The following is a 17749-nucleotide window of genomic DNA, read 5'->3' on the forward strand; positions in this document are numbered from 1 at the left end:
AGAATTGGGGACGCATAAGTGCGGATACCGGCCCTCTATCCGTGCATGTGCGACCCCGGTCTCGCCCCGCCCGCTCGGGATCCGGCCCGCGATCACCCCGCGGTGGTGATCGAGTCGTCGATCTTTCCCGCGCGGCGGCGCGCCTCGAGCCGGCGCTTCTGCGGCTCGATGACGTAGCGCGGATCCTTGGTCGACTCGAGCCCGGCGTGCAGCACCGCGAAGCGGGTCAGCGCCGACGCCGCGAGCAGCGCCGCTCCCGAGGCGACGGCGACGACCCGGCTGCGCCCCGCGAACAGCGCCCCCGCGCCGCCGACGGCGGCAAGGCGCTTGCTCCAGGCGTGCATCCGCCCGGCGCGCCCCTGGTGCAGCGGCTCGGCGGCCACCGGGTCCATGCGGCGCTCCATGAACTCGGAGGCGGCGAGCTCGGCGGCCGAGCCGACGACCGCCAGCATCCGCGCCGGCCTCGCGTCCTCGACCGGCGTCGTGATCATGCCGAGGCCGCCCGACGCGAGGCTCGCGGAGCTCACGAACACGAACGACAGGTCCTCCTTCGCCGCATTCCAGGTCGGGTTCGCGGTGTCCGAGAGCAGCACGCCCGTGTAGGCGGCGAGGGGCGCGGCGAACGCCGCGGAGACGACGCCCGCCGGTTTCTCGGCGAGGTTCAGCAGCTTGCGCAGCGGGCCGAGCGGGAGTCGCCGGCGCGTCATGCGGTCGACCTCCGCCGCCGCAGCCACACCGGCGCCGGCGCTGAAGGCGCCGAGGATCCAGGATCCCACGCTCATCGGCGAGGTGATCTTGAACGTGCGGAACATGTGGAGGAAGCGCTCCGGGCGGCCGAGGTCGACGATCAGCGCGACCGCGCCGAGACCCGCGGCGCCGATCGCCGCGAGGCGGCTGTTGCGGCGCAGCTTCTCGTTGCCCGTGAACTGGGCTCCCGCGGCGAGCAGCGATGAGCCGCCGGCCACGCCGCCGAGGAACAGGTAGATCCCGATCGGCTCCTCCCACGGCGGCGGCTTCACGATCGGCCGGTCGTAGTACGAGGCGAACTCCGCCTCGGGCACCATGGCCATCTCGCGGGATCCGTCCGCTCCGCCGGGGCCCGTTCCGCCGCCCCGGCGCTTGCGCCGGCCGCCGGAACGGCGCGGCTTCTCGGGCGGTCGGTAGCCGTCGTACTCGGAGAGGGTCACCGTCGGCCTCCCAGGAACGCGAGCGCGACGGCCCCCAGCATGCCGAGCGCTGCGAGGCCGGCGCGCTTGAACATGCGGGGGAGATCGGCGGTCGCCACGCGCGGATCCGGGGGCAGGCCGTAGACCTCCGGCTCGTCGAGCAGCAGGAAGATCGAGCCGGTGCCGCCGACGCCGTCCTTCTCGTTGGCGCCGTAGAGGCGGGCCTCGGCGAGTCCCTGCCGGTGCAGTTCGCGCACCCGGGCACGCGCGATCTTCGCGAGCTCCTCGTGGCTGCCGAACTTGATCGACGTCGTGGGGCAGGCCTGCGCGCAGGCCGGCGTCTGCCCGTCGGTCAGGCGGTCGTAGCAGAGCGTGCACTTCTGGGCGACGCCCGCGTTGGGGGTGGGGGCCTGCTCGCCGGGCACGAAGTCGCGGTTGGTCTTGGGTGCGGCGATCCCGTCCTTGCGGCGCTCGATCACCCCGAACGGGCACCCGGCGACGCAGGTGCCGCAGCCGTTGCAGATGTCCTCCTGCACCACGACGGTGCCGAACTCGGTGCGGAAGAGGGCGCCGGTCGGGCAGACGTCGAGGCAGCCGGCGTTGGTGCAGTGCTTGCACACGTCGGACGACATGAGCCACCGGAAGTCGGGGGTGTCCGGTGGCGTCGTGTCGACGTCACCGAGATCCTCGGGATCCTTGCGCACCGTCGGCATCCCGAGGCTCACGAGCCGGCGTCCGCTCTCGCGGGCCTCCTCGATCCTCTCGCCGTCCTGCTCCACGAACGCCACGTGCCGCCAGGTGTCGGCGCCGAGCCCGCCGGTGTTGTCGTACGACGAGCCGAGCAGCTCCCAGTCCGAGTCGTGCGGGTTGCGGTTCCACTCCTTGCACGCCACCTCGCAGGCCTTGCAGCCGATGCAGATCGAGGTGTCGGTGAAGAACCCCTGGCGCGGGCCGTGGTCGTGCTGCGCGACGTGGCCCGCGGATTCGGTGAGACCGGTCATCCGGATCCTCCCTCCTCGTCGTGCGGAGCCCCGGCTCCGCCGTCCTCGCGGTCGTGGACGCCGGAGCCCTCGTCGTCGCCGGGCGAGACCTCGGGCCACTGCTCCTCTCCAGCGTAGTCGCGCTCGGGATCGCGCGGCCGCATTCCGGTCTCCACGGTCACTCCCGCGCGCTCCCGGTACTCGGCGACCAGGTCCAGCAGCGCCCGGCCGCGCGGGCGCCGGCCGGGGACGATGGCGCACGACCCGGCCTTCGACTCCTGGATCAGCACGTTGGGATCCATCACGACACCCAGCAGGTCGTTGGCCGCGTCGCCGCTCACGACCGCGTCGGTGCCCACGCCCCAGTGGTAGGGGAGCCCGATCTGATGCACGGTGCCGCCGTCGATCCGGAGCGGCCGCACGCGGTCCGTGACCAGCACCTTCGCCTCGATCGCCGCGCGCGGGGAGATCAGCGTCGCCCAGCCGTAGGGCTCGAGCCCGCACTCCTCCGCCAGCTCGGGCGAGACCTCGCAGAACATCTCGGGCTGCAGCTCGGCGAGGTAGGGCAGCCACCTGCTCATGCCGCCCGCGGTGTGGTGCTCGGTGAGGCGGTAGGTGGTGAACATGTAGGGATAGACGCCCGCGCCGCGCTCGTCGTCGCTCGGCGCGCTCAGGTTGTCGGGGCGCGCCATGGTGACCCGGGTCGGCGAGCGCTGCTGGCGGTACACCGGGTTGCGCACGGGTGATTCCTGCGGCTCGTAGTGCGCGGGCAGCGGGCCGTCGACGAGGCCCTTCGGCGCGTACAGCCACCCCTTGCCGTCGGACTGCATGATGAAGGGGTCGATGCCCGAGAGCGCCTCCGGGCCGCTGGCGCCGGGAGCCGGGCGGGCGTCGGGGGCGAGATCGGCCGGGAAGTCGGGCACGTCGTCGCCGACCCAGCGCTCGCGATCCCCGTCCCACCACACGTACCTCTTGCGCTCGCTCCAGGGCCGGCCCTCGGGATCCGCCGATGCGCGGTTGTAGAGGATGCGACGGTTCGCCGGCCAGACCCACGCCCAGTCGGGATTGATCTGATCCTGCTCCTCCTTCGCCGGACGCAGCGCCGCGTGGTTGACGCCGTCCGCGTACACGCCGGTGTAGATCCAGCAGCCGCCGTCGGTGGATCCGTCCGCGCGCATCTCGGTGTACGCGGAGAGCGGCTGCCCCGCGCGCTCGCCGGTGAGGTGGCGGCCGTTGATCTCGGCCAGCACGGCCTCGGGCTCGGGGTTGCCGTGGGCGTCGAGCGGGTAGTCCCAGGTCAGGTCGAGCAGCGGGCGATCCCGCTCGTCGGTCGAATCGGCCAGCTTGGCGCGGATGCGCCTGCCCAGCTCGTAGAAGAAGTCGAGCTCGCTCTGCGCCTGGCCCGGCGGCTGCACCGCCTGGTGCCGCCACTGCACCATCCGCTGCGTCTGCGTGAAGGTGCCCGATTTCTCGACGTGGTTTGCGGCCGGCATGAAGAACACCTCGGTGCCGATGTCCTCCGTCCGCAGCTCGCCCGACTCGATCTCGGGGCCGTCCTTCCACCACGTCGCCGTCTCGATGAGCGCGAAGTCGCGCACGACGAGCCACTTCAGGCGGGACATGCCCAGGCGCTGCATGCGCCCGTGCGCCGAGCCGACGGCCGGGTTCTGCCCGAAGACGAAGTAGCCGTCGACCTCGTCGTCGAGCATGCGGGCGACCGTCTGATAGGTGCCGTGCGGCCCGTTGAGGCGCGGCAGGTAGTCGTACGCCCAGTCGTTGTCCTCGCGGGCGGCATCGCCCCACCACGCCTTCAGCAGGCTGACGGTGTAGGCGTCGGCGTGCCCCCAGTACCCCTTCTGCCCGGGCGAGACGATGCCGCCCAGGTAGTCCTCGAGCGTCTCCGCCGCCACCGTCGGCATCGGCAGGTAGCCGGGCAGCAGGTTGAAGAGCGTGGGGATGTCGGTGGAGCCCTGGATGCTGGCGTGCCCGCGCAGGGCCATGATGCCGCCGCCGGGCCGGCCCATGTTGCCGAGCAGCAGCTGCAGGATCGATGCCGTGCGGATGAACTGTGCGCCCATCGTGTGCTGGGTCCAGCCGACGGCGTAGGCGAAGCAGGTGGTGCGCTCGCGCCCCGAGTTCTCGGTGACGGAGCGCGCCAGGTACGCGAAGTCCTCCTCCGAGATGCCGCACGTCTCGCGCACCATCTCGGGGGTGTAGCGCGAGAAGTGGCGCTTCAGGATCTGGAATACGGTGTGCGGATCCTGCAGCGTCTCATCGCGCACGTAGCCGCTGCTGACCGCGGGTCCGCCGCTGCCGTACTGGTGGCCCGAGCCCCGCACCTCCTGGAGGGAGTCCGCGCCGTCCCGGCCCGACTCCTCCTGATCCGTGCGCTTGTACGCCCAGCTCGACGGGTCGTAGGTGCCGGTCTCGGCGTCGTAGCCCGAGAACAGCCCGTCGAGATCTTCCGTGTCGCGGAACTCCTCGCTCACGATCGTCGCCGCGTTCGTGTAGGCGAGCACGTACTCCTTGAACCACAGATCGTTGGCGATCACGTGGTTGATGAGCGCGCCGAGCAGCACGATGTCGGAGCCGGCCCGGATCGGGACGTGCTTGTCGGCCACGGCGGACGTCCGCGTGAAGCGGGGGTCGACGTGGATGATCCGCGCGCCCCGCGCCTTCGCCTCCGTCACCCACTGGTACCCGACGGGATGGCACTCCGCCATGTTGGATCCCTGGATGACGATGCAATCCGCATTGGCCATGTCCTGCAGCGTCTGCGTGGCTCCGCCGCGTCCGAACGAGGCTCCCAGACTGGGAACCGTGGCGGAGTGTCAGATGCGGGCCTGGTTCTCGATCTGGATCGCTCCGGCAGCCGTGAACAGCTTCTTGATGAGGTAGTTCTCCTCGTTGTCGAGCGTGGCGCCGCCGAGGGCCGCGATGCCCATGGTGCGGCGCAGCGGCCGCCCGTGCTCGTCGGCGTCCTCCCACCAGCGCCTGCGCGACTCGATGAAGCGATCGGCGATCATGTCGGTCGCCTCGTCCAGCGAGAGCCTCCGCCAGTCGGTGGCGTGGGGCGCGCGGTAGAGGATCTCGGTCTGCCGGCTCGCCGAGTTGACCAGCTGCTCGCTCGCCGAGCCCTTCGGGCAGAGGCGACCGCGGGAGATCGGGGAGTCGGGATCGCCCTCGATCTGCACGACGCGCTCGTCCTTCACGAAGACCTTCTGGCCGCAGCCCACCGCGCAGTAGGGGCAGACGCTCTGCACGACGCGGTCGGCGGTCGAGGTGCGCGGCGCGATCTCGCGGGTTCTGCGCGACATGACGGCCTCGCCCCGCCCGAGCTTGTCGGGCGAGCTGAACTGCCGGAACACCGGCCACTCGAGGGGGCTGAACCGCGCCATGCCCCCACCCTAGCGGATGGGCGCGGCGGCGTCACCGAGGCCCGCGTCGACGACGCGGTCGGGCCGGCTGTAGACCACCATGGAGCGTCCCCGGAGGAAGCCGACGAGCGTGAGCCCCGCCTCGTCGGCGAGGTCGGCGGCGAGCGAGGAGGGCGCCGACACGGCCGCGAGCATCGGGATCCCGGCCATGAGCGCCTTCTGCGTCAGCTCGAAGCTCGCCCGCCCCGAGACCATGAGCACGCAGCCGCGCGCGGGGAACCTGCCGTTCATCAGCGCCCAGCCGACGACCTTGTCGACGGCGTTGTGCCGCCCGACGTCCTCGCGCAGCACGAGCATCTCGCCCGTGCGCCCGTCGAAGAGCGCGGCCGCGTGCAGGCCCCCGGTGCGCTCGAAGACGTCCTGCCCCGCGCGCAGCGCCTCGGGGAGGCCCACCAGGGTCTCCGCGTCGATCACGAGGTCGTCGGCCGCGACTTCGAAGCTCGACGAGGTGCGCACGGCGTCGATGCTCGCCTTGCCGCACAGCCCGCACGAGCTCGTCGTGAAGAAGCTGCGCTCGAGGCTCGGGTCGGGCGGGGCGACGCCGGGGGCGAGCGTCACGTCGAGCACGTTGTAGGTGTTCGCGCCGTCGGCGTCCGCACCGGAGCAGTACCTCGCGGTGGCGAAGTCGTCGGAGGCGCGCACGACCCCCTCCGAGGCGAGGAAGCCGGCGGCGAGCTCGAAGTCGCTGCCCGGCGTGCGCATCGTGACGGCGAGGGGTCGCCCGAGCACCCGGATCTCGAGCGGCTCCTCGACCGCGAGCTGATCCGGACGCGACGTTCTCCGCTCGCCCGCGGTCAGGCGGGTGACGCGGCGGCGGGCGGCGATTCGTGACACCCTCCTTGGATAGCATCGAACGAGACCCCGGGCAAGCCGCGGCGCCGTCCGGCGGAGCCGCGCGAATCCGATCGAGAGGCGGTGGCCGTGACCCCGGAAGAGCACCTGAGCTGGATCCTCGAGCGCGTCGCCCCGACCCCGGAGATCGAGTGCGATCTGCGAGCGCCCGAGGCGCTCGGCGCGACGGTGTCGCGCGATGTCCGGGCGCGGTACGACCTGCCGCTCTGGGACAACTCGGCGATGGACGGCTACGCCGTGCGCGCCGCCGACGTCGCCGGGGCGAGCACGGAGACGCCCCGCGTGCTCCGCGTCGTCGGCGAGGTCGCAGCCGGGAGCGCCGAGGATCCCCGGATCGAGCCGGGCGCGGCGGTGCGCATCATGACGGGGGCGCCGCTGCCCGGCGACGCCGACGCCGTGGTGCCCGTCGAGCGGACGCGGGTGGACGGGGCGCGCGACCCCTCAGGGGCCGCTGCCGGGCGGTCGGGCGGGGATCCCCACCCCTGGGCCGAGTCCTCGGTCGCCGTGCTCGCGGCGGCGCCCCGCGGGGCGAACGTGCGCCGCCGCGGCGAGGACGTGCCCGCCGGGACGGTGCTCGCCCTGCCGGGACAGGAGCTCACCGCCGCGCGCATCGCCGCGCTCGCCGCCGCGGGCGTGCAGCGGGTGAGCGTGCACCGGCCCCCGCGCGTCGCCGTGCTCACGACGGGCTCGGAGCTGCGGACGGGCGACGGGCCGCTCGTCCGGGGCCAGATCCCCGAGTCGAACTCCCTGCTCATCGCGGGGCTGCTGCGCGAGAGCGGGGTCGCGGCGGTCGAGACCGTGCGCTGCCCCGACGACGTCGCCGCCCTGCGCGAGCGGCTCGACGACCTCGCGCGGCGGTGCGACGCGGTCGTGACGACGGGCGGCATCGGACCGGGCAGGCACGACATCGTGCGCGTCGCGCTCGCGGACGAGCCGGGCGTGCGGCAGGTGGCAGTGGCGGTGCGACCGGGACGGCCGCAGGGCGCCGGCCGCCTCTCGGGCGGGGCCCTCCTCCTCGCGCTGCCGGGCAACCCCGTGAGCGCGGCCGTGGGCTTCGAGCTCTTCGTGCGCCCCGCGATCCTCGCGATGCAGGGCCGGGAGCGTCTGCAGCGCACGCGCGTGCGGGCGATCGCCGCCGCGGCCTGGCGCGGGGCCCCGGGTCGGCTGCAGGTGCTCCCCGTGCGGGTGTTCGAGGATCCCGAGCTGCGCTGCGCACCCGTCGTGGACCCGCGCGGCGTCTCGCACGCCGTCGGCGGACACGGCGCGGCCGACGGCTACGCGCTCGTGGACGCCGAGCGCGGCGACGTCGCGGCCGGGGAGACCGTCACGGTGATGCTGGTGACGCGATGAGCGGCGGCGGCACCCGGGCGACCGACGGCTCCGAGGCCGCGGTCGTCGAAGCCGCGGTCTTCGAGTCAGTGGTGCTCGCCGGCGGCCGCGGCAGCCGCCTCGGCGGCGTGGACAAGGCCGCGGTCCTGCTGCGGGAGACCCGGCTCGTCGACCGCGTGCTCGCGGCCGCCCGCGCCGCCGGGGCGCGCCGCTGCGTCGTCGTCGGGCCGGAGAGCGCCGGCGAGCTCGCCGACGCGGTGGTGCGCGAGGATCCGCCGTTCGCGGGGCCGCTCGCGGCGCTCGCCGCCGGGCTCGCCGCCGTGCGCGAGGAGTGGGTGCTGCTGCTGCCCTGCGACCTCGAGCACCCCGGCCCCGTCTGCGCGGCGCTGACCGGCGCGCTCCCCGCCCGGGGCCCCGACGGGATCCGCCTGCTCGACACGGCAGGGCGGCCCCAGTGGCTCGCCGGCGTCTACCGCGCGAGCGCGCTGCGCGCGGGCATCGATGCGCTCGGCGGGCGAACCGCCGACCGTCCGCTGCGCCTGGCCTTCGCCGCGGCGCGGGTGCGCGAGGTGCGGGCGCCCGAGGGCGCGACGGCCGACATCGACACCGCGGAGGATCTCGAGCGCGCCCGCCGGGAGCGGCATCGAGACGCTTCGGCGTCGCTCCCGGACGGGGCCGACGACGCCGGGCCCCGCCATACTGTGACCGACGATCGAGGAGATCCGCGATGAGCACCAACCCCAACCCCAACCCCAACCCCAACCACCTTCCCCCCGAGGCGCTCGACGCGTGGCTCGCCGCGGCCGCGGCCGAGCTCGGCCTCGACGCGGGCGACGTCAGGATCGGCACCGTGCTCGACGTGGCGCGCGACGTCGCCCACGGCGTCGCGCGCCCGGCTGCGCCGCTCAGCACGTTCCTGCTCGGCGTCGCCGTCGGCAGAGCGGCAGCCGCGAGCGCCGATGGCGCGGGAGGGGGCGCAGGCGGCCTCGAGCGGGATCCCGAGACCGTGCTCGCCGAGCAGGCGCGGCGCCTCGTCGAGCTCGCCGCCCGGTGGGATCCGGCGGCCTAGTCGGCTCGGCGCGTCGCCAGGTGATCCGGGATCTCCGCGACCGACCCCAGCACGGTGCACGGCAGGCCCGAGAACGCGTCGGCGCCGAGCTTTCCCGTCAGCACCCCGACGGTGATCCCGGCTCCCGAGTGCACCCCCGCACGCACGTCGACGACGGTGTCGCCGGCCACGAGCACGCTCGCGACGTCGAGCACGCCCGTCGCCTCCATCGCGCGGTGGATCATGTACGGAGCCGGCCGGCCCTGCGCCACCTCGTCGCCGCAGACGAGCGCGTCGACGGTGCAGACGGCCCCCTCGTCCGCCACCCGCCACCCCAGCCGGTCCAGGATCGCCGTCGCCACGTCGCGGGAGAACCCGGTCGTGAGCGCGACGCGGATCCCCGAGGCGCGCAGCCGAGCGATCGCCTCGGGAACGCCGGCGACGGCGACCGGCGGCTCGGCGGCGTAGAGCTCGTGCAGGATCGTCTGGAAGCGCTCGAAGGCCGCATCGACCTTGTCGGCCGGCGCCCCGGGATCGCCGCCGCCCAGCTCGATGAGGGCGGTGATCGCGGCCCGCTTCTCGGTGCCCATCCACGCCTGCAGATCCTGCTCGGCGACCGGCACCCCCGTCTCGACGACGGCGCGCTCGAGAGCGCGGTAGACCGCTCCCCGGTCGTCGATGGTGGTGCCTGCCATGTCGAAGGCTGCGAGCGCGATCACGGTGTCTCCTTGGGGGTCGAGGGTCAGGGTCGAGGGTCTGGGGCCGAAGTCGGGCCAGGGCCAGGGCCAGGGCCAGGGGCAGGGGCAGGGGGCGGGGGAGAACCCGAGCCGGGCGCGCCCCCGGCCTTCACGCCGGCTCGCGGGTGAGCGGGATGCGGTGCTCGGCCGTGTTCTCGATGACGAAGGTCGTCATGCTCGGCAGGTAGCGGTCGTCGGCCGACTCGATGACCCCGCCGTGTTCGTCGCGGGTGACGCGGCGGGCGCGCAGCAGCGGGCTGCCGGCGGCGACTCCGAGCCACTCGGCGTCGAGGGGGTGCGCCGCCACCGCGTCGATGACGTGCCTGGCGCGCACGGGCGCGATGTGCAGCGCGAGCAGCGTCTGGTAGATGCTGCCGCCGTCGAGGTCGGCCGCGAGCAGGTGCCTGCCGACCCAGAACGGGTGCACCGATCGCTCGATCATGGCGGGCTCGCCGTCGAGCAGGCGGAGCCGGATCACCTCGACCACGGCCTCGTCGGGCGCGATCCCGAGCTCGCGCGCGATCTCCTCGGTCGCGGGGCGGCGGGAGGCCTCGATCACGCGCTGCCCGGGGGAGCGGTCGATGCTGCGCGCCCACTCCGTGAAGGAGAGGAACGTGTCGAAGGACTGCGCGGGCACGGTGCGCTGCACGCGGGGCGGGGCGCCGCGGCCGCCGACGATCATGCCCTCCGCCCGGAGGCTGGCGAGCGCCTGCCGAACGGGGCCGCGCGAGGTGCCGAACTCGGCGACGAGCGACTTCTCGCTCGGCACCCGGTCGCCCTCCTTCCAGGCGCCGCTGCGGATGCGCTGGATCATCGCATCGTACAGCTGCGTGTGCAGTGGCAGGTTCTGGCTCATGCTCACAGACTACAAGTTGTCATGACTTCTTTCGGTGACGATCGGGTGAACGAGATGAACACCCGGTAACGTGAACGCGCCCAACTGCCGCTTCACGTGAACACTGCCCGAACAGGCCGCAGCGAAGTTGTCATGACTTCTTTCATCGACGCATGCTGGAGCCATGCACACCCCGCACCACACGCCCCGGATCGTGATCGTCGGCGCCGGCATCGTCGGCCTCGGCCACGCCGTCGCCGCGCTCGACGCCGGCTTCCGCGTCATCGTGATCGAGCAGGACTCCGCCACCGTCGCTGCGAGCGTCCGCAACTTCGGCCACGTCGGCGCCTCCGTGCAGACGGGCGAGCTCGGGGAGCTCGCCCGTGAGGCCCTGCCCGTGTGGAAGGGCCTCGTCGAGCGGGCCGGGGTCGAGGCGCGCGTCTCCGGCACGCTCGTCGTCGCCCGCAGCGCGGCGGAGGAGGCCGTGCTGCAGGAGCTCGCCGCCGACCCGACGCGCTTCCCCGAGGGCGCGCGCCTGCTGACGGGCGCCCAGGCGGCGCCGATGCTCGGGATCGCCGGATCGGGCTCCGCGAACGGCCCCCGCGCGGACGCCGGCTCGACCTCGGAGCTCCTGGCCGCTGCTCTGCTCCCGGGCGATCTCACCGCCGACCCGCGCTCGGCGGTCGCTCGGATCGCCGCGTGGGTCGACGCGCACGAGCGGGGCGAGGTGCGCTTCCGCACCGCCGTGCACGGCGTCGAGGCGCGACTGGACGCCGGGGGTGCGGGCTCCGTCGCCGTCGACACGAACCGGGGCAGGATCGAGGCCGACCACGTGGTGGTCGCGGCCGGGCACCTCGTCGGTCGGCTCTTCCCCGAGCTCGCGGAGGCCGGCGACGTGCGCGAGTGCGCCCTGCAGATGGCCCGCGTACGCGCCCCCGAGGGGCTTCCGCTCGGGCCGGCCGTGCTCAGCGGCACCTCGATGCTGCGCTACGGCGCCTTCGCGGGTCCCGCCGCCGATGCCCTGCGCGCGCATCTCGCCGAGACCCGGCCCGATCTGCTCGAGATCGACGCGAACGTCATGTTCACGCACCAAGCCGACGGCACGCTGCTCGTCGGCGACTCGCACTTCTCGTTCGGTTCGGCGCCGCCGTTCCTCGACGAGCGCTGCTCGCTCCTGCTGCTCGACGAGGCCGCCGCGATCCTCGGCGTGCCCGGCCTCGAGGTGCTGGAGCGCTGGCAGGGCGTCTATGCCACGAGCGCCAGGCAGGACATCCTGCGGGCCTCCCCCGAACCCGGCGTCGAGGTCGTCTCCGTGACGACCGGGGTCGGCATGACCACCGGGCTCGGGATCGGGGCGCGCACCGTCGCCGCGCTCTCCTGACCCCGTCCACGACACCCACCCGGCCCACCCGGCCCAGACTCCCAAGGAGCACCGTGAAGCAGCACACCCTGAAGAAGAACACCGCACTCGCATCCCTCACCCTCGGCGCCCTCGCGCTCGGCGCGACCGGCTGCGCGAGCACCGGCGCCGAGGCCTCGGGCGAGGCATCGGCCACCTGCCCCGACGGCAAGATCCGCTTCGGGATCCTGCCCTACGAGGATCCCGAGCGCCTCGAGCCCGCCTATCAGGTGCTCGCGGAGGCCCTGTCCGAGAAGCTCGACTGCCCCGTCGAGGTCACCATCACCGAGGACTACTCGGCCGAGGTGCTCGCGATGGAGAACGACTCGCTCGAGATCGCCCAGTTCGGTCCGCTCGGCTTCGTGTTCGCGAGCGAGCGCGCGGGCGCCGTCCCGCTCGCCTCCTTCGGCGACGCCGAGGGGCAGCCGACCACGTACACCGGCGGCATCTGGGTGCCGAAGGATTCCGACATCGAGACGATCGACGACCTGCCGGGCAGGACCCTCGCGCTGGGCAGCCCGGGATCCACCTCGGGCGACGCGCTCCCGATGTCGGCGCTCGCCGAGGCGGGCATCGAGGACGAGGTGACGGCCGACTACGCCGGCGGCCACCCCGAGGCGCTGCTCGCACTCGTGAACGGCACCGTCGACGCCGCCCAGATCAACTCGCAGACCCTCGCCACGGCCGAGGCGGAGGGGACGTTCGACGCGAGCGAGTACCGCCAGATCTGGGAGTCGGAGGAGATCCCGAACGACCCGATCACGGTGCGCGACAACCTGCCCCAGGAGTTCAAGGACGCCGTCGAGGAGGCCCTCCTGAGCCTCGACGCCGAAGACGTCGAGCAGGTCTCCGCCTTCCTCGGCGTGGACCCCGCCGGCCCGCTGATCCCGGTCACGGTCGAGACCTACCAGCCGCTCTTCGACCTCGCCGAGACCATGGGCCTCACCGAGGAGGACGTGTGATGACCGCCCCGGCCCTCGCTCCGGCGGCGCCGGCCTCGCGGCCCGAGGCCGGCGAGATCCTGCTCGACGTGCGCGCGATCTCGAAGAGCTTCGGCGACCGCGTCGTACTCGACGACATGAGCATGCAGGTGCGCGCCGGCGAGGTCGTCGCCTTCCTCGGGGCGAACGGCTCGGGCAAGTCGACGACGCTGCGGGCCGTGAACGGGCTCATCGAGGCCGACTCGGGAGACATCACCATCGCGGGCGTGCGGCTGAACGAGGCGAGCGCGCCGCGTCGGGCCGAGGCGAGGCGCACCGCCGCGACGGTGTTCCAGAAGATCCACCTCGTCGGTCGCCGCACGGCGCTGCAGAACGTCTGCGCCGGCGGCTTCTCGCGGCTGCCGGCCTGGCGATCCCTCCCGCCGCTCTTCGGCCGCGACCTGAAGGAGGAGGCCATGGCCTGCCTCGACCGGGTCGGTCTCGCCGATCGCGCCCACGATCGTGCCGGCAGCCTCTCGGGCGGGCAGCAGCAGCGGGTGGCCATCGCCCGCGCCCTGTGCCAGCGGCCGCGCATGATCCTGGCCGACGAGCCGGTCTCGGCCCTCGATCCGAAGGCCGCCGACGACGTCATGGCGCTCCTGCACGAGCTCGCCGTGCAGGAGCGGCTGGGCGTGGCGGCCGTGCTGCACCAGCCGCACCTCGCCCGCACGTACGCCCACCGCGTCATCGGCCTGCGCGGCGGTCGGCTGGTGTTCGACGCGCCCACCGACCGCATCGACGACGCCGAGCTCGCGTCGCTCTACCTCTGAGGAACCGACATGACCGACACCGTCTCCACCGCCACGTCCACCGCCGCCCCGACGGGGGCCGGGAACCACCGCGGCCTGCGCGTGCCGCGCGACCCCCGGGTGCCCGTCCGCGCTGGGTCCTGGGCGCTGGTCCTCGCCGTCCTCGTCGTGCTGCACCTCGTCGCCTTCCGGGCCACCGACTTCCGGCCCGAGGCCCTCGCCACCGGGGCGGAGGGCATGTGGAACTTCCTCGCCGAGGCGATCCCGCCCGATTTCAGCGGCGAGGTGGTGGGCGTCGGAGTCCAGGGCGCGCTCACGACGCTCTGGATCGGCCTGCTCGGCACGACCGTCTCGGTGCCGACGGCGCTGCTGCTCGCCGTGCTCGGCGCGCGCACGACCTCGCCGAACGCGTTCGTGTACCAGCTCGCCCGCGGGATCCTGTCGTTCTTCCGCGCGGTGCCCGACATCGTCTTCGCGCTGATCTTCGTGACCGCGGTGGGGCTCGGCCCCTTCGCCGGCGTGCTCGCTCTGATCTGCCACAACACCGGCGTGATGGGCAAGCTCTGGTCGGAGGCGATGGAGGACATCGACCCCGGCCCCGAGCAGGCGCTGCGCACCGCGGGGGCGAGCCGCCTCCAGGTGGTGGCCAACGCGACGCTCCCGAGCGTGCTGCCGCAGCTCACGGGCCTGCTGCTCTACCGCTTCGACGTGAACGTGCGCTCGTCGCTCGTGCTCGGGCTCGTGGGCGCGGGCGGTATCGGCCTGCTCATCAACAAGTCGATCAAGACGTTCCAGTTCGACGAGATGCTGACCTACCTCATCATCATCCTGGTCGTGATCGTCGCCGTCGATCTCGCGTCGGCCTGGATCCGCAAGCGCCTGCAGTAGCGGGCGCGGCGGCCACCGGGCGTCGCGCGCGGGGCGAGGCGCGTCCGCTCGAACCAGCGAATGATTCTCATTATGCTTGTGGGGTGGCTGCAGGGGAGACGCGGGGCCGGACGAGCGCCGAGGTGATGCACGCGGCGGGGGACGCCCCGGGGAGCGGGCGCGCCGGAGGGGCGCCCGCGGCAAGAGGCCGTGCGGGATCCCGCGCCGCCGTCGCGGCACTCGCCGGGGCCGCGCTGCTGCTCGTGCTCTTCGGGATCCGAGGCCTCGCCCCCGGCGGAGACGCGCTCGAGCTGCCCGAGCGGATCCGCGATCTCCTCACGCTCTCCATCAGCGTGCTGATCGAGTCGCTGCCCTTCGTCTTCCTGGGCGTGCTGCTCTCGATCGTCGTGCAGATCTGGCTGCCCGCGACGCTGTTCGACCGGCTGCTGCCCCGTTCGCGGGTGCTGCGCCGGGCGGTGCTCTCACTGCTCGGCGTGCTGCTGCCCGTCTGCGAGTGCGGCAACGTGCCGCTCGCGCGCGGCCTCATGGTGCGCGGCCTCAGCGTCTCCGAGTCGATCACCTTCCTGCTCGCCGCACCGATCCTCAACCCCGTCACCATCATCACCACGTATCAGGCCTTCGGGTGGGAGAACGGCATCCTCGCCGCGCGCATCGTCGGCGGCTTCGTCATCGCGAACCTGGCGGGGTGGGTGTTCGACCGGCACCCCAGGCAGCACGAGCTCCTCACGCCCCGTTTCGGCGCCAGCTGCTCCCGGCCGGCCGCGGGGGGAGGTCGCGCGGGCCACGACCACGCGGGCCACGACCACGCGGGCCACGACCACGGCGGCCGCGAGGGCGTGCGCTCCCGTCTGCGCCGCAGCGCCCTCGGCTTCGCCGCCGAGACGAGCGCCCTGCTGCCGGCGCTCATCGTCGGCTCGGCGATCGCGGGCGCGATCCAGGTCGGCGTCTCGCGCGAGGCGCTCGTGACGCTCGGCTCGCACCCGGTGTACTCGGTGCTCGCCCTCATCGCGCTGGCGTTCGTGATCGCGATCTGCTCGAACGTCGACTCCTTCTTCATCCTCTCCTTCGCGTCGACCTTCATGCCGGGCAGCATCGTCGCGTTCCTCCTGTTCGGCGCCATGATGGACGTCAAGATGATCGCCCTGCTGCGCACCACCTTCACGGCGCGCACGCTCGCGCTGCTGGCGGCGCTCGTGGGGCTGTGCTGCCTCTGCATCGGCTGGGGGATGAACCTTGTGGCGTAGTCGACTGCTCACCCACTGGAAGGGCCTGCTGCTCAGCTCGATCGGGATCGCCGCGAGCTGCTGGCTCGCGTTCTCGGGGCGCCTGGGGTGGTACGTGCACCCCCGATACTTCGCCTTCACCGTCGTGATGATGGCGATCGCCGCCGTGGCGGTGCTCGCCGCGTTCGCGGTGCTCGGCGTGCGCGGCGCGGAGGCCGATGCCGACGCGACCCCCGACGCCGAGCCCCGCCCCGCCCCCGCGCGCTGGCGCGGATGGGGCACCGTCGTGCTGATCACGGCCACCGCCGTCGCGCTGCTCGTGCTGCCCCCCGCGACGCTCACGACGAGCACCGCCGAGCAGCGGCAGATGAACGCCTCCGTGACGACGGGCGCCGGTATGGGCGGCGCGGGGTCGGACGCCGCCGGCGCGGCGGCGCTCGCCGTGGAGAACGGGGAGGACCTGAACGTCCGCGACTGGTCGCTGCTGCTGCGGCGCGGCGATCCGGGCGCGGTGACGGGTGTGGAGACGGAGCTCGTGGGCTTCGTGCTGCCCGATGAGGAGGACCCGGAGAACCTCTTCTACGTGTCGCGCTTCGTGGTCACGTGCTGCGCCGTGGACGCGCAGCCGGTCGGGGTCCCCGTCTACATGCCGGGCTGGCAGGAGTCCTTCGCGACGGACGACTGGGTGTCGGTCGCGGGGGTGTTCGCGCCGAACCCCAGCGCGGCGAGCGCTCAGCCCGTCGCGCTGCGCGCGGCGGAGGCGGCCGGGACCGAGGCGCCGGAGGACCCCTATGTCTACTGATCGGCCCGCCGCTCGCGGACGCTTCGGAGGGTGCTCGGCGGTGACGCTCGTCGTCCTCGCGGCGCTCGCCGGCGGGCTCGCATTCGCGAACGCCCAGCAGGGGCCGCGGCTGACGGCCGCCGAGGCGAACCCCGCTGCGGCGATCGAGCGCGCGGGGCAGCGCATCGTGCTGCACGCGAACCAGCCGATCGAGGAGGTCGATCCGGCCGCGCTCCGCATCGAGCCCGATGTCGGGTTCGCCGTCGACACCGAGGGCGCCACGGTGACGATCCAGCTCGAGGAGACGCTGCGCTACGGCACCGAGTACACCATCGCGGCATCGGTGCGGGGCGCGTTCACCGGAGCCGAGGGCGAGCTGAGCACGTCGCTCGCGACCCCCGATCCCGAGGTCTACACCCTGCTGCGCGGTGCGGAGCCCGGCGCCGATGCGACGCCCGCGGACGAGGATCGCATCGTGAGACGCGGCCTCGTGGCCCCGGGCGGCGAGGAGACGGTGCTCTCGGGGCACCGCATCCAGGAGTACGCCGTGGTCGGGGAGCGGATCGCGGCGATCACCCTGGACGCTGGCGGGAGCCCACGGCTCGACGTCGCATCGATGCCGGCAGGAGGCTCCGGCGGCGCCGATCCCGACGGCGGCTCCGAGCCCTCCGGCGCGTCCTCCGGCCTCGGCGCCGACGACTCGGCGCCCGGGGCGGGCGCCGGCTTCAACGCCGCGCCGACCGACGAGGTGCGGCTCACGCCCGAGGGGGTGGAGCGGGTCTCGGGGCTGCGCGGCGAGCCCGTCACGCGGCTGCTCGGCTACGTCGTCGAGGACCTCTCGGATACCGGGGGCCGCGACTACCGGGACGTCCTGATGATCGACGACATGAACACCGACATGAGCACTCCGACGGAGATCACGGGGCACGGCGGGGAGCCGCTGGCGGTGCGGGAGTGGCGGTTCGTACCCGGCACCGCCGAGGTGATCGTGCTGAGCCGCGACGGCGGCGTCTACCTCGCTGACGCGCTCACGGCGCCCGCCGCGGAGCCGCTCGCGGCGGACGACCCGCGCCGGGCGGTGCTCGAGGAGCCCGAGGCCGCCACCCGGGCCCGCGAGCGCTTCCGCCCCGCGTCGGACGACAGCACCGTCGGCTCGTACTGCCTCTCGCCGAACGGAGAGTACCTCGCGATCGAGGTGATCTCGGCCGAGGGCCGACCCGACGGCTACCCGCTCCGTCCCGGATTCACCAGCACGGGGGTCTCGTTCGTCCGCGTGGCCGACGGCGAGGTGGTGCGCCGGGCGAACGGGATGCTCCCCGACTGGTGCACGGGATAGCCCCGACCG

General features: G+C 73.5%; 15 protein-coding genes and 1 pseudogene. 10 read left to right on the forward strand and 6 right to left on the reverse strand.

The window, feature by feature from the left end; genetic code table 11:
* Positions 1–92: 92 nt before the first annotated feature.
* From nrfD to fdhD, 4 genes and pseudogenes are all read right to left on the reverse strand, one after another.
* Positions 93–1187, reverse strand: a complete 1095-nt coding sequence (gene nrfD, locus JD276_RS01065; RefSeq protein WP_200112883.1) for an NrfD/PsrC family molybdoenzyme membrane anchor subunit — start codon at positions 1185–1187, stop codon at positions 93–95.
* Entirely contained in the window at positions 1184–2167 is a 984-nt protein-coding gene (locus JD276_RS01070; protein ID WP_200112885.1) for a 4Fe-4S dicluster domain-containing protein, read from the reverse strand. The genes nrfD and JD276_RS01070 overlap by 4 nt, the downstream gene beginning before the upstream one ends.
* Before the next feature lie 62 nt (positions 2168–2229).
* Positions 2230–5544, reverse strand: a pseudogene (gene fdh / locus JD276_RS01075) (formate dehydrogenase); the annotation flags it as partial.
* Positions 5545–5553: 9 nt separating this feature from the next.
* Positions 5554–6417: a formate dehydrogenase accessory sulfurtransferase FdhD gene (gene fdhD, locus JD276_RS01080; RefSeq protein ID WP_200112889.1), complete on the reverse strand. Its 864-nt coding sequence runs from the start codon at positions 6415–6417 to the stop codon at positions 5554–5556.
* Between the two features lie 87 nt (positions 6418–6504).
* On the opposite strand from fdhD, the gene JD276_RS01085 reads away from it, so the two are divergent.
* From JD276_RS01085 to JD276_RS01095, 3 genes are read left to right on the forward strand one after another with little or no spacing between them, the layout of a single operon-like run.
* A complete protein-coding gene (locus JD276_RS01085) occupies positions 6505–7785 on the forward strand; it encodes a molybdopterin molybdotransferase MoeA (protein WP_307866378.1) in 1281 nt (426 codons plus the stop codon).
* The gene (mobA, locus tag JD276_RS01090; protein ID WP_200112894.1) at positions 7782–8495 is read left to right on the forward strand and encodes a molybdenum cofactor guanylyltransferase; all 714 of its coding nucleotides are present in this window, start codon (positions 7782–7784) and stop codon (positions 8493–8495) included. Before JD276_RS01085 ends, mobA begins: the two co-directional genes overlap by 4 nt.
* Entirely contained in the window at positions 8492–8833 is a 342-nt protein-coding gene (locus tag JD276_RS01095; protein WP_200112896.1) for a DUF6457 domain-containing protein, read from the forward strand. The genes mobA and JD276_RS01095 overlap by 4 nt, the downstream gene beginning before the upstream one ends.
* Here the strand turns inward: JD276_RS01095 and JD276_RS01100 are convergent.
* Together JD276_RS01100 and JD276_RS01105 are read right to left on the reverse strand one after the other, a co-directional pair.
* On the reverse strand, positions 8830–9531 hold the full coding sequence (locus JD276_RS01100; RefSeq protein ID WP_200112898.1) for a phosphonatase-like hydrolase: 702 nt from the start codon (positions 9529–9531) through the stop codon (positions 8830–8832). The two genes, JD276_RS01095 and JD276_RS01100, sit on opposite strands and share 4 nt — an antisense overlap.
* Positions 9532–9658: 127 nt before the next feature.
* On the reverse strand, positions 9659–10405 hold the full coding sequence (locus tag JD276_RS01105) for a GntR family transcriptional regulator (protein WP_200112900.1): 747 nt from the start codon (positions 10403–10405) through the stop codon (positions 9659–9661).
* A gap of 163 nt (positions 10406–10568) precedes the next feature.
* On the opposite strand from JD276_RS01105, the gene JD276_RS01110 reads away from it, so the two are divergent.
* The 7 genes from JD276_RS01110 to JD276_RS01140 all read left to right on the forward strand — a co-directional run bounded on the left by JD276_RS01110 (position 10569) and on the right by JD276_RS01140 (position 17740).
* Complete coding sequence (locus tag JD276_RS01110; protein WP_200112902.1) at positions 10569–11765, forward strand: TIGR03364 family FAD-dependent oxidoreductase; 1197 nt, start codon at positions 10569–10571, stop codon at positions 11763–11765.
* Positions 11766–11833: 68 nt separating this feature from the next.
* Positions 11834–12745 (forward strand): phosphate/phosphite/phosphonate ABC transporter substrate-binding protein, encoded by a 912-nt coding sequence (locus JD276_RS01115; protein ID WP_200113424.1) that lies wholly within the window; start codon positions 11834–11836, stop codon positions 12743–12745.
* Positions 12745–13533 carry a phosphonate ABC transporter ATP-binding protein gene (locus tag JD276_RS01120; protein WP_233615159.1) on the forward strand — a complete coding sequence of 263 codons (789 nt, stop codon included), beginning with the start codon at positions 12745–12747 and terminating at the stop codon, positions 13531–13533. The genes JD276_RS01115 and JD276_RS01120 overlap by 1 nt, the downstream gene beginning before the upstream one ends.
* Positions 13534–13542: 9 nt before the next feature.
* On the forward strand, positions 13543–14400 hold the full coding sequence (gene phnE, locus JD276_RS01125) for a phosphonate ABC transporter, permease protein PhnE (protein ID WP_200112904.1): 858 nt from the start codon (positions 13543–13545) through the stop codon (positions 14398–14400).
* Between the two features lie 83 nt (positions 14401–14483).
* Positions 14484–15644: a permease gene (locus JD276_RS01130; RefSeq protein WP_307866380.1), complete on the forward strand. Its 1161-nt coding sequence runs from the start codon at positions 14484–14486 to the stop codon at positions 15642–15644.
* Complete coding sequence (locus JD276_RS01135) at positions 15634–16425, forward strand: TIGR03943 family putative permease subunit (protein WP_233615160.1); 792 nt, start codon at positions 15634–15636, stop codon at positions 16423–16425. Before JD276_RS01130 ends, JD276_RS01135 begins: the two co-directional genes overlap by 11 nt.
* 40 nt (positions 16426–16465) lie before the next feature.
* Positions 16466–17740: a hypothetical protein gene (locus JD276_RS01140; RefSeq protein ID WP_200112906.1), complete on the forward strand. Its 1275-nt coding sequence runs from the start codon at positions 16466–16468 to the stop codon at positions 17738–17740.
* Positions 17741–17749: the final 9 nt, after the last annotated feature.

The organism is Leucobacter chromiisoli (assembly GCF_016522505.1).
GTDB classification, from domain to species: domain Bacteria; phylum Actinomycetota; class Actinomycetes; order Actinomycetales; family Microbacteriaceae; genus Leucobacter; species Leucobacter chromiisoli.

Coding starts and splice junctions, on each gene's coding strand:
- JD276_RS01105 (WP_200112900.1), bottom strand. CDS start 10,405: ATGAGCCAGAACCTGCCACTGCACACGCAGCTGTACGATGCGATGATC.
- JD276_RS01110 (WP_200112902.1), top strand. CDS start 10,569: ATGCACACCCCGCACCACACGCCCCGGATCGTGATCGTCGGCGCCGGC.
- phnE (WP_200112904.1), top strand. CDS start 13,543: ATGACCGACACCGTCTCCACCGCCACGTCCACCGCCGCCCCGACGGGG.
- JD276_RS01070 (WP_200112885.1), bottom strand. CDS start 2,167: ATGACCGGTCTCACCGAATCCGCGGGCCACGTCGCGCAGCACGACCAC.
- JD276_RS01120 (WP_233615159.1), top strand. CDS start 12,745: ATGACCGCCCCGGCCCTCGCTCCGGCGGCGCCGGCCTCGCGGCCCGAG.
- mobA (WP_200112894.1), top strand. CDS start 7,782: ATGAGCGGCGGCGGCACCCGGGCGACCGACGGCTCCGAGGCCGCGGTC.
- JD276_RS01095 (WP_200112896.1), top strand. CDS start 8,492: ATGAGCACCAACCCCAACCCCAACCCCAACCCCAACCACCTTCCCCCC.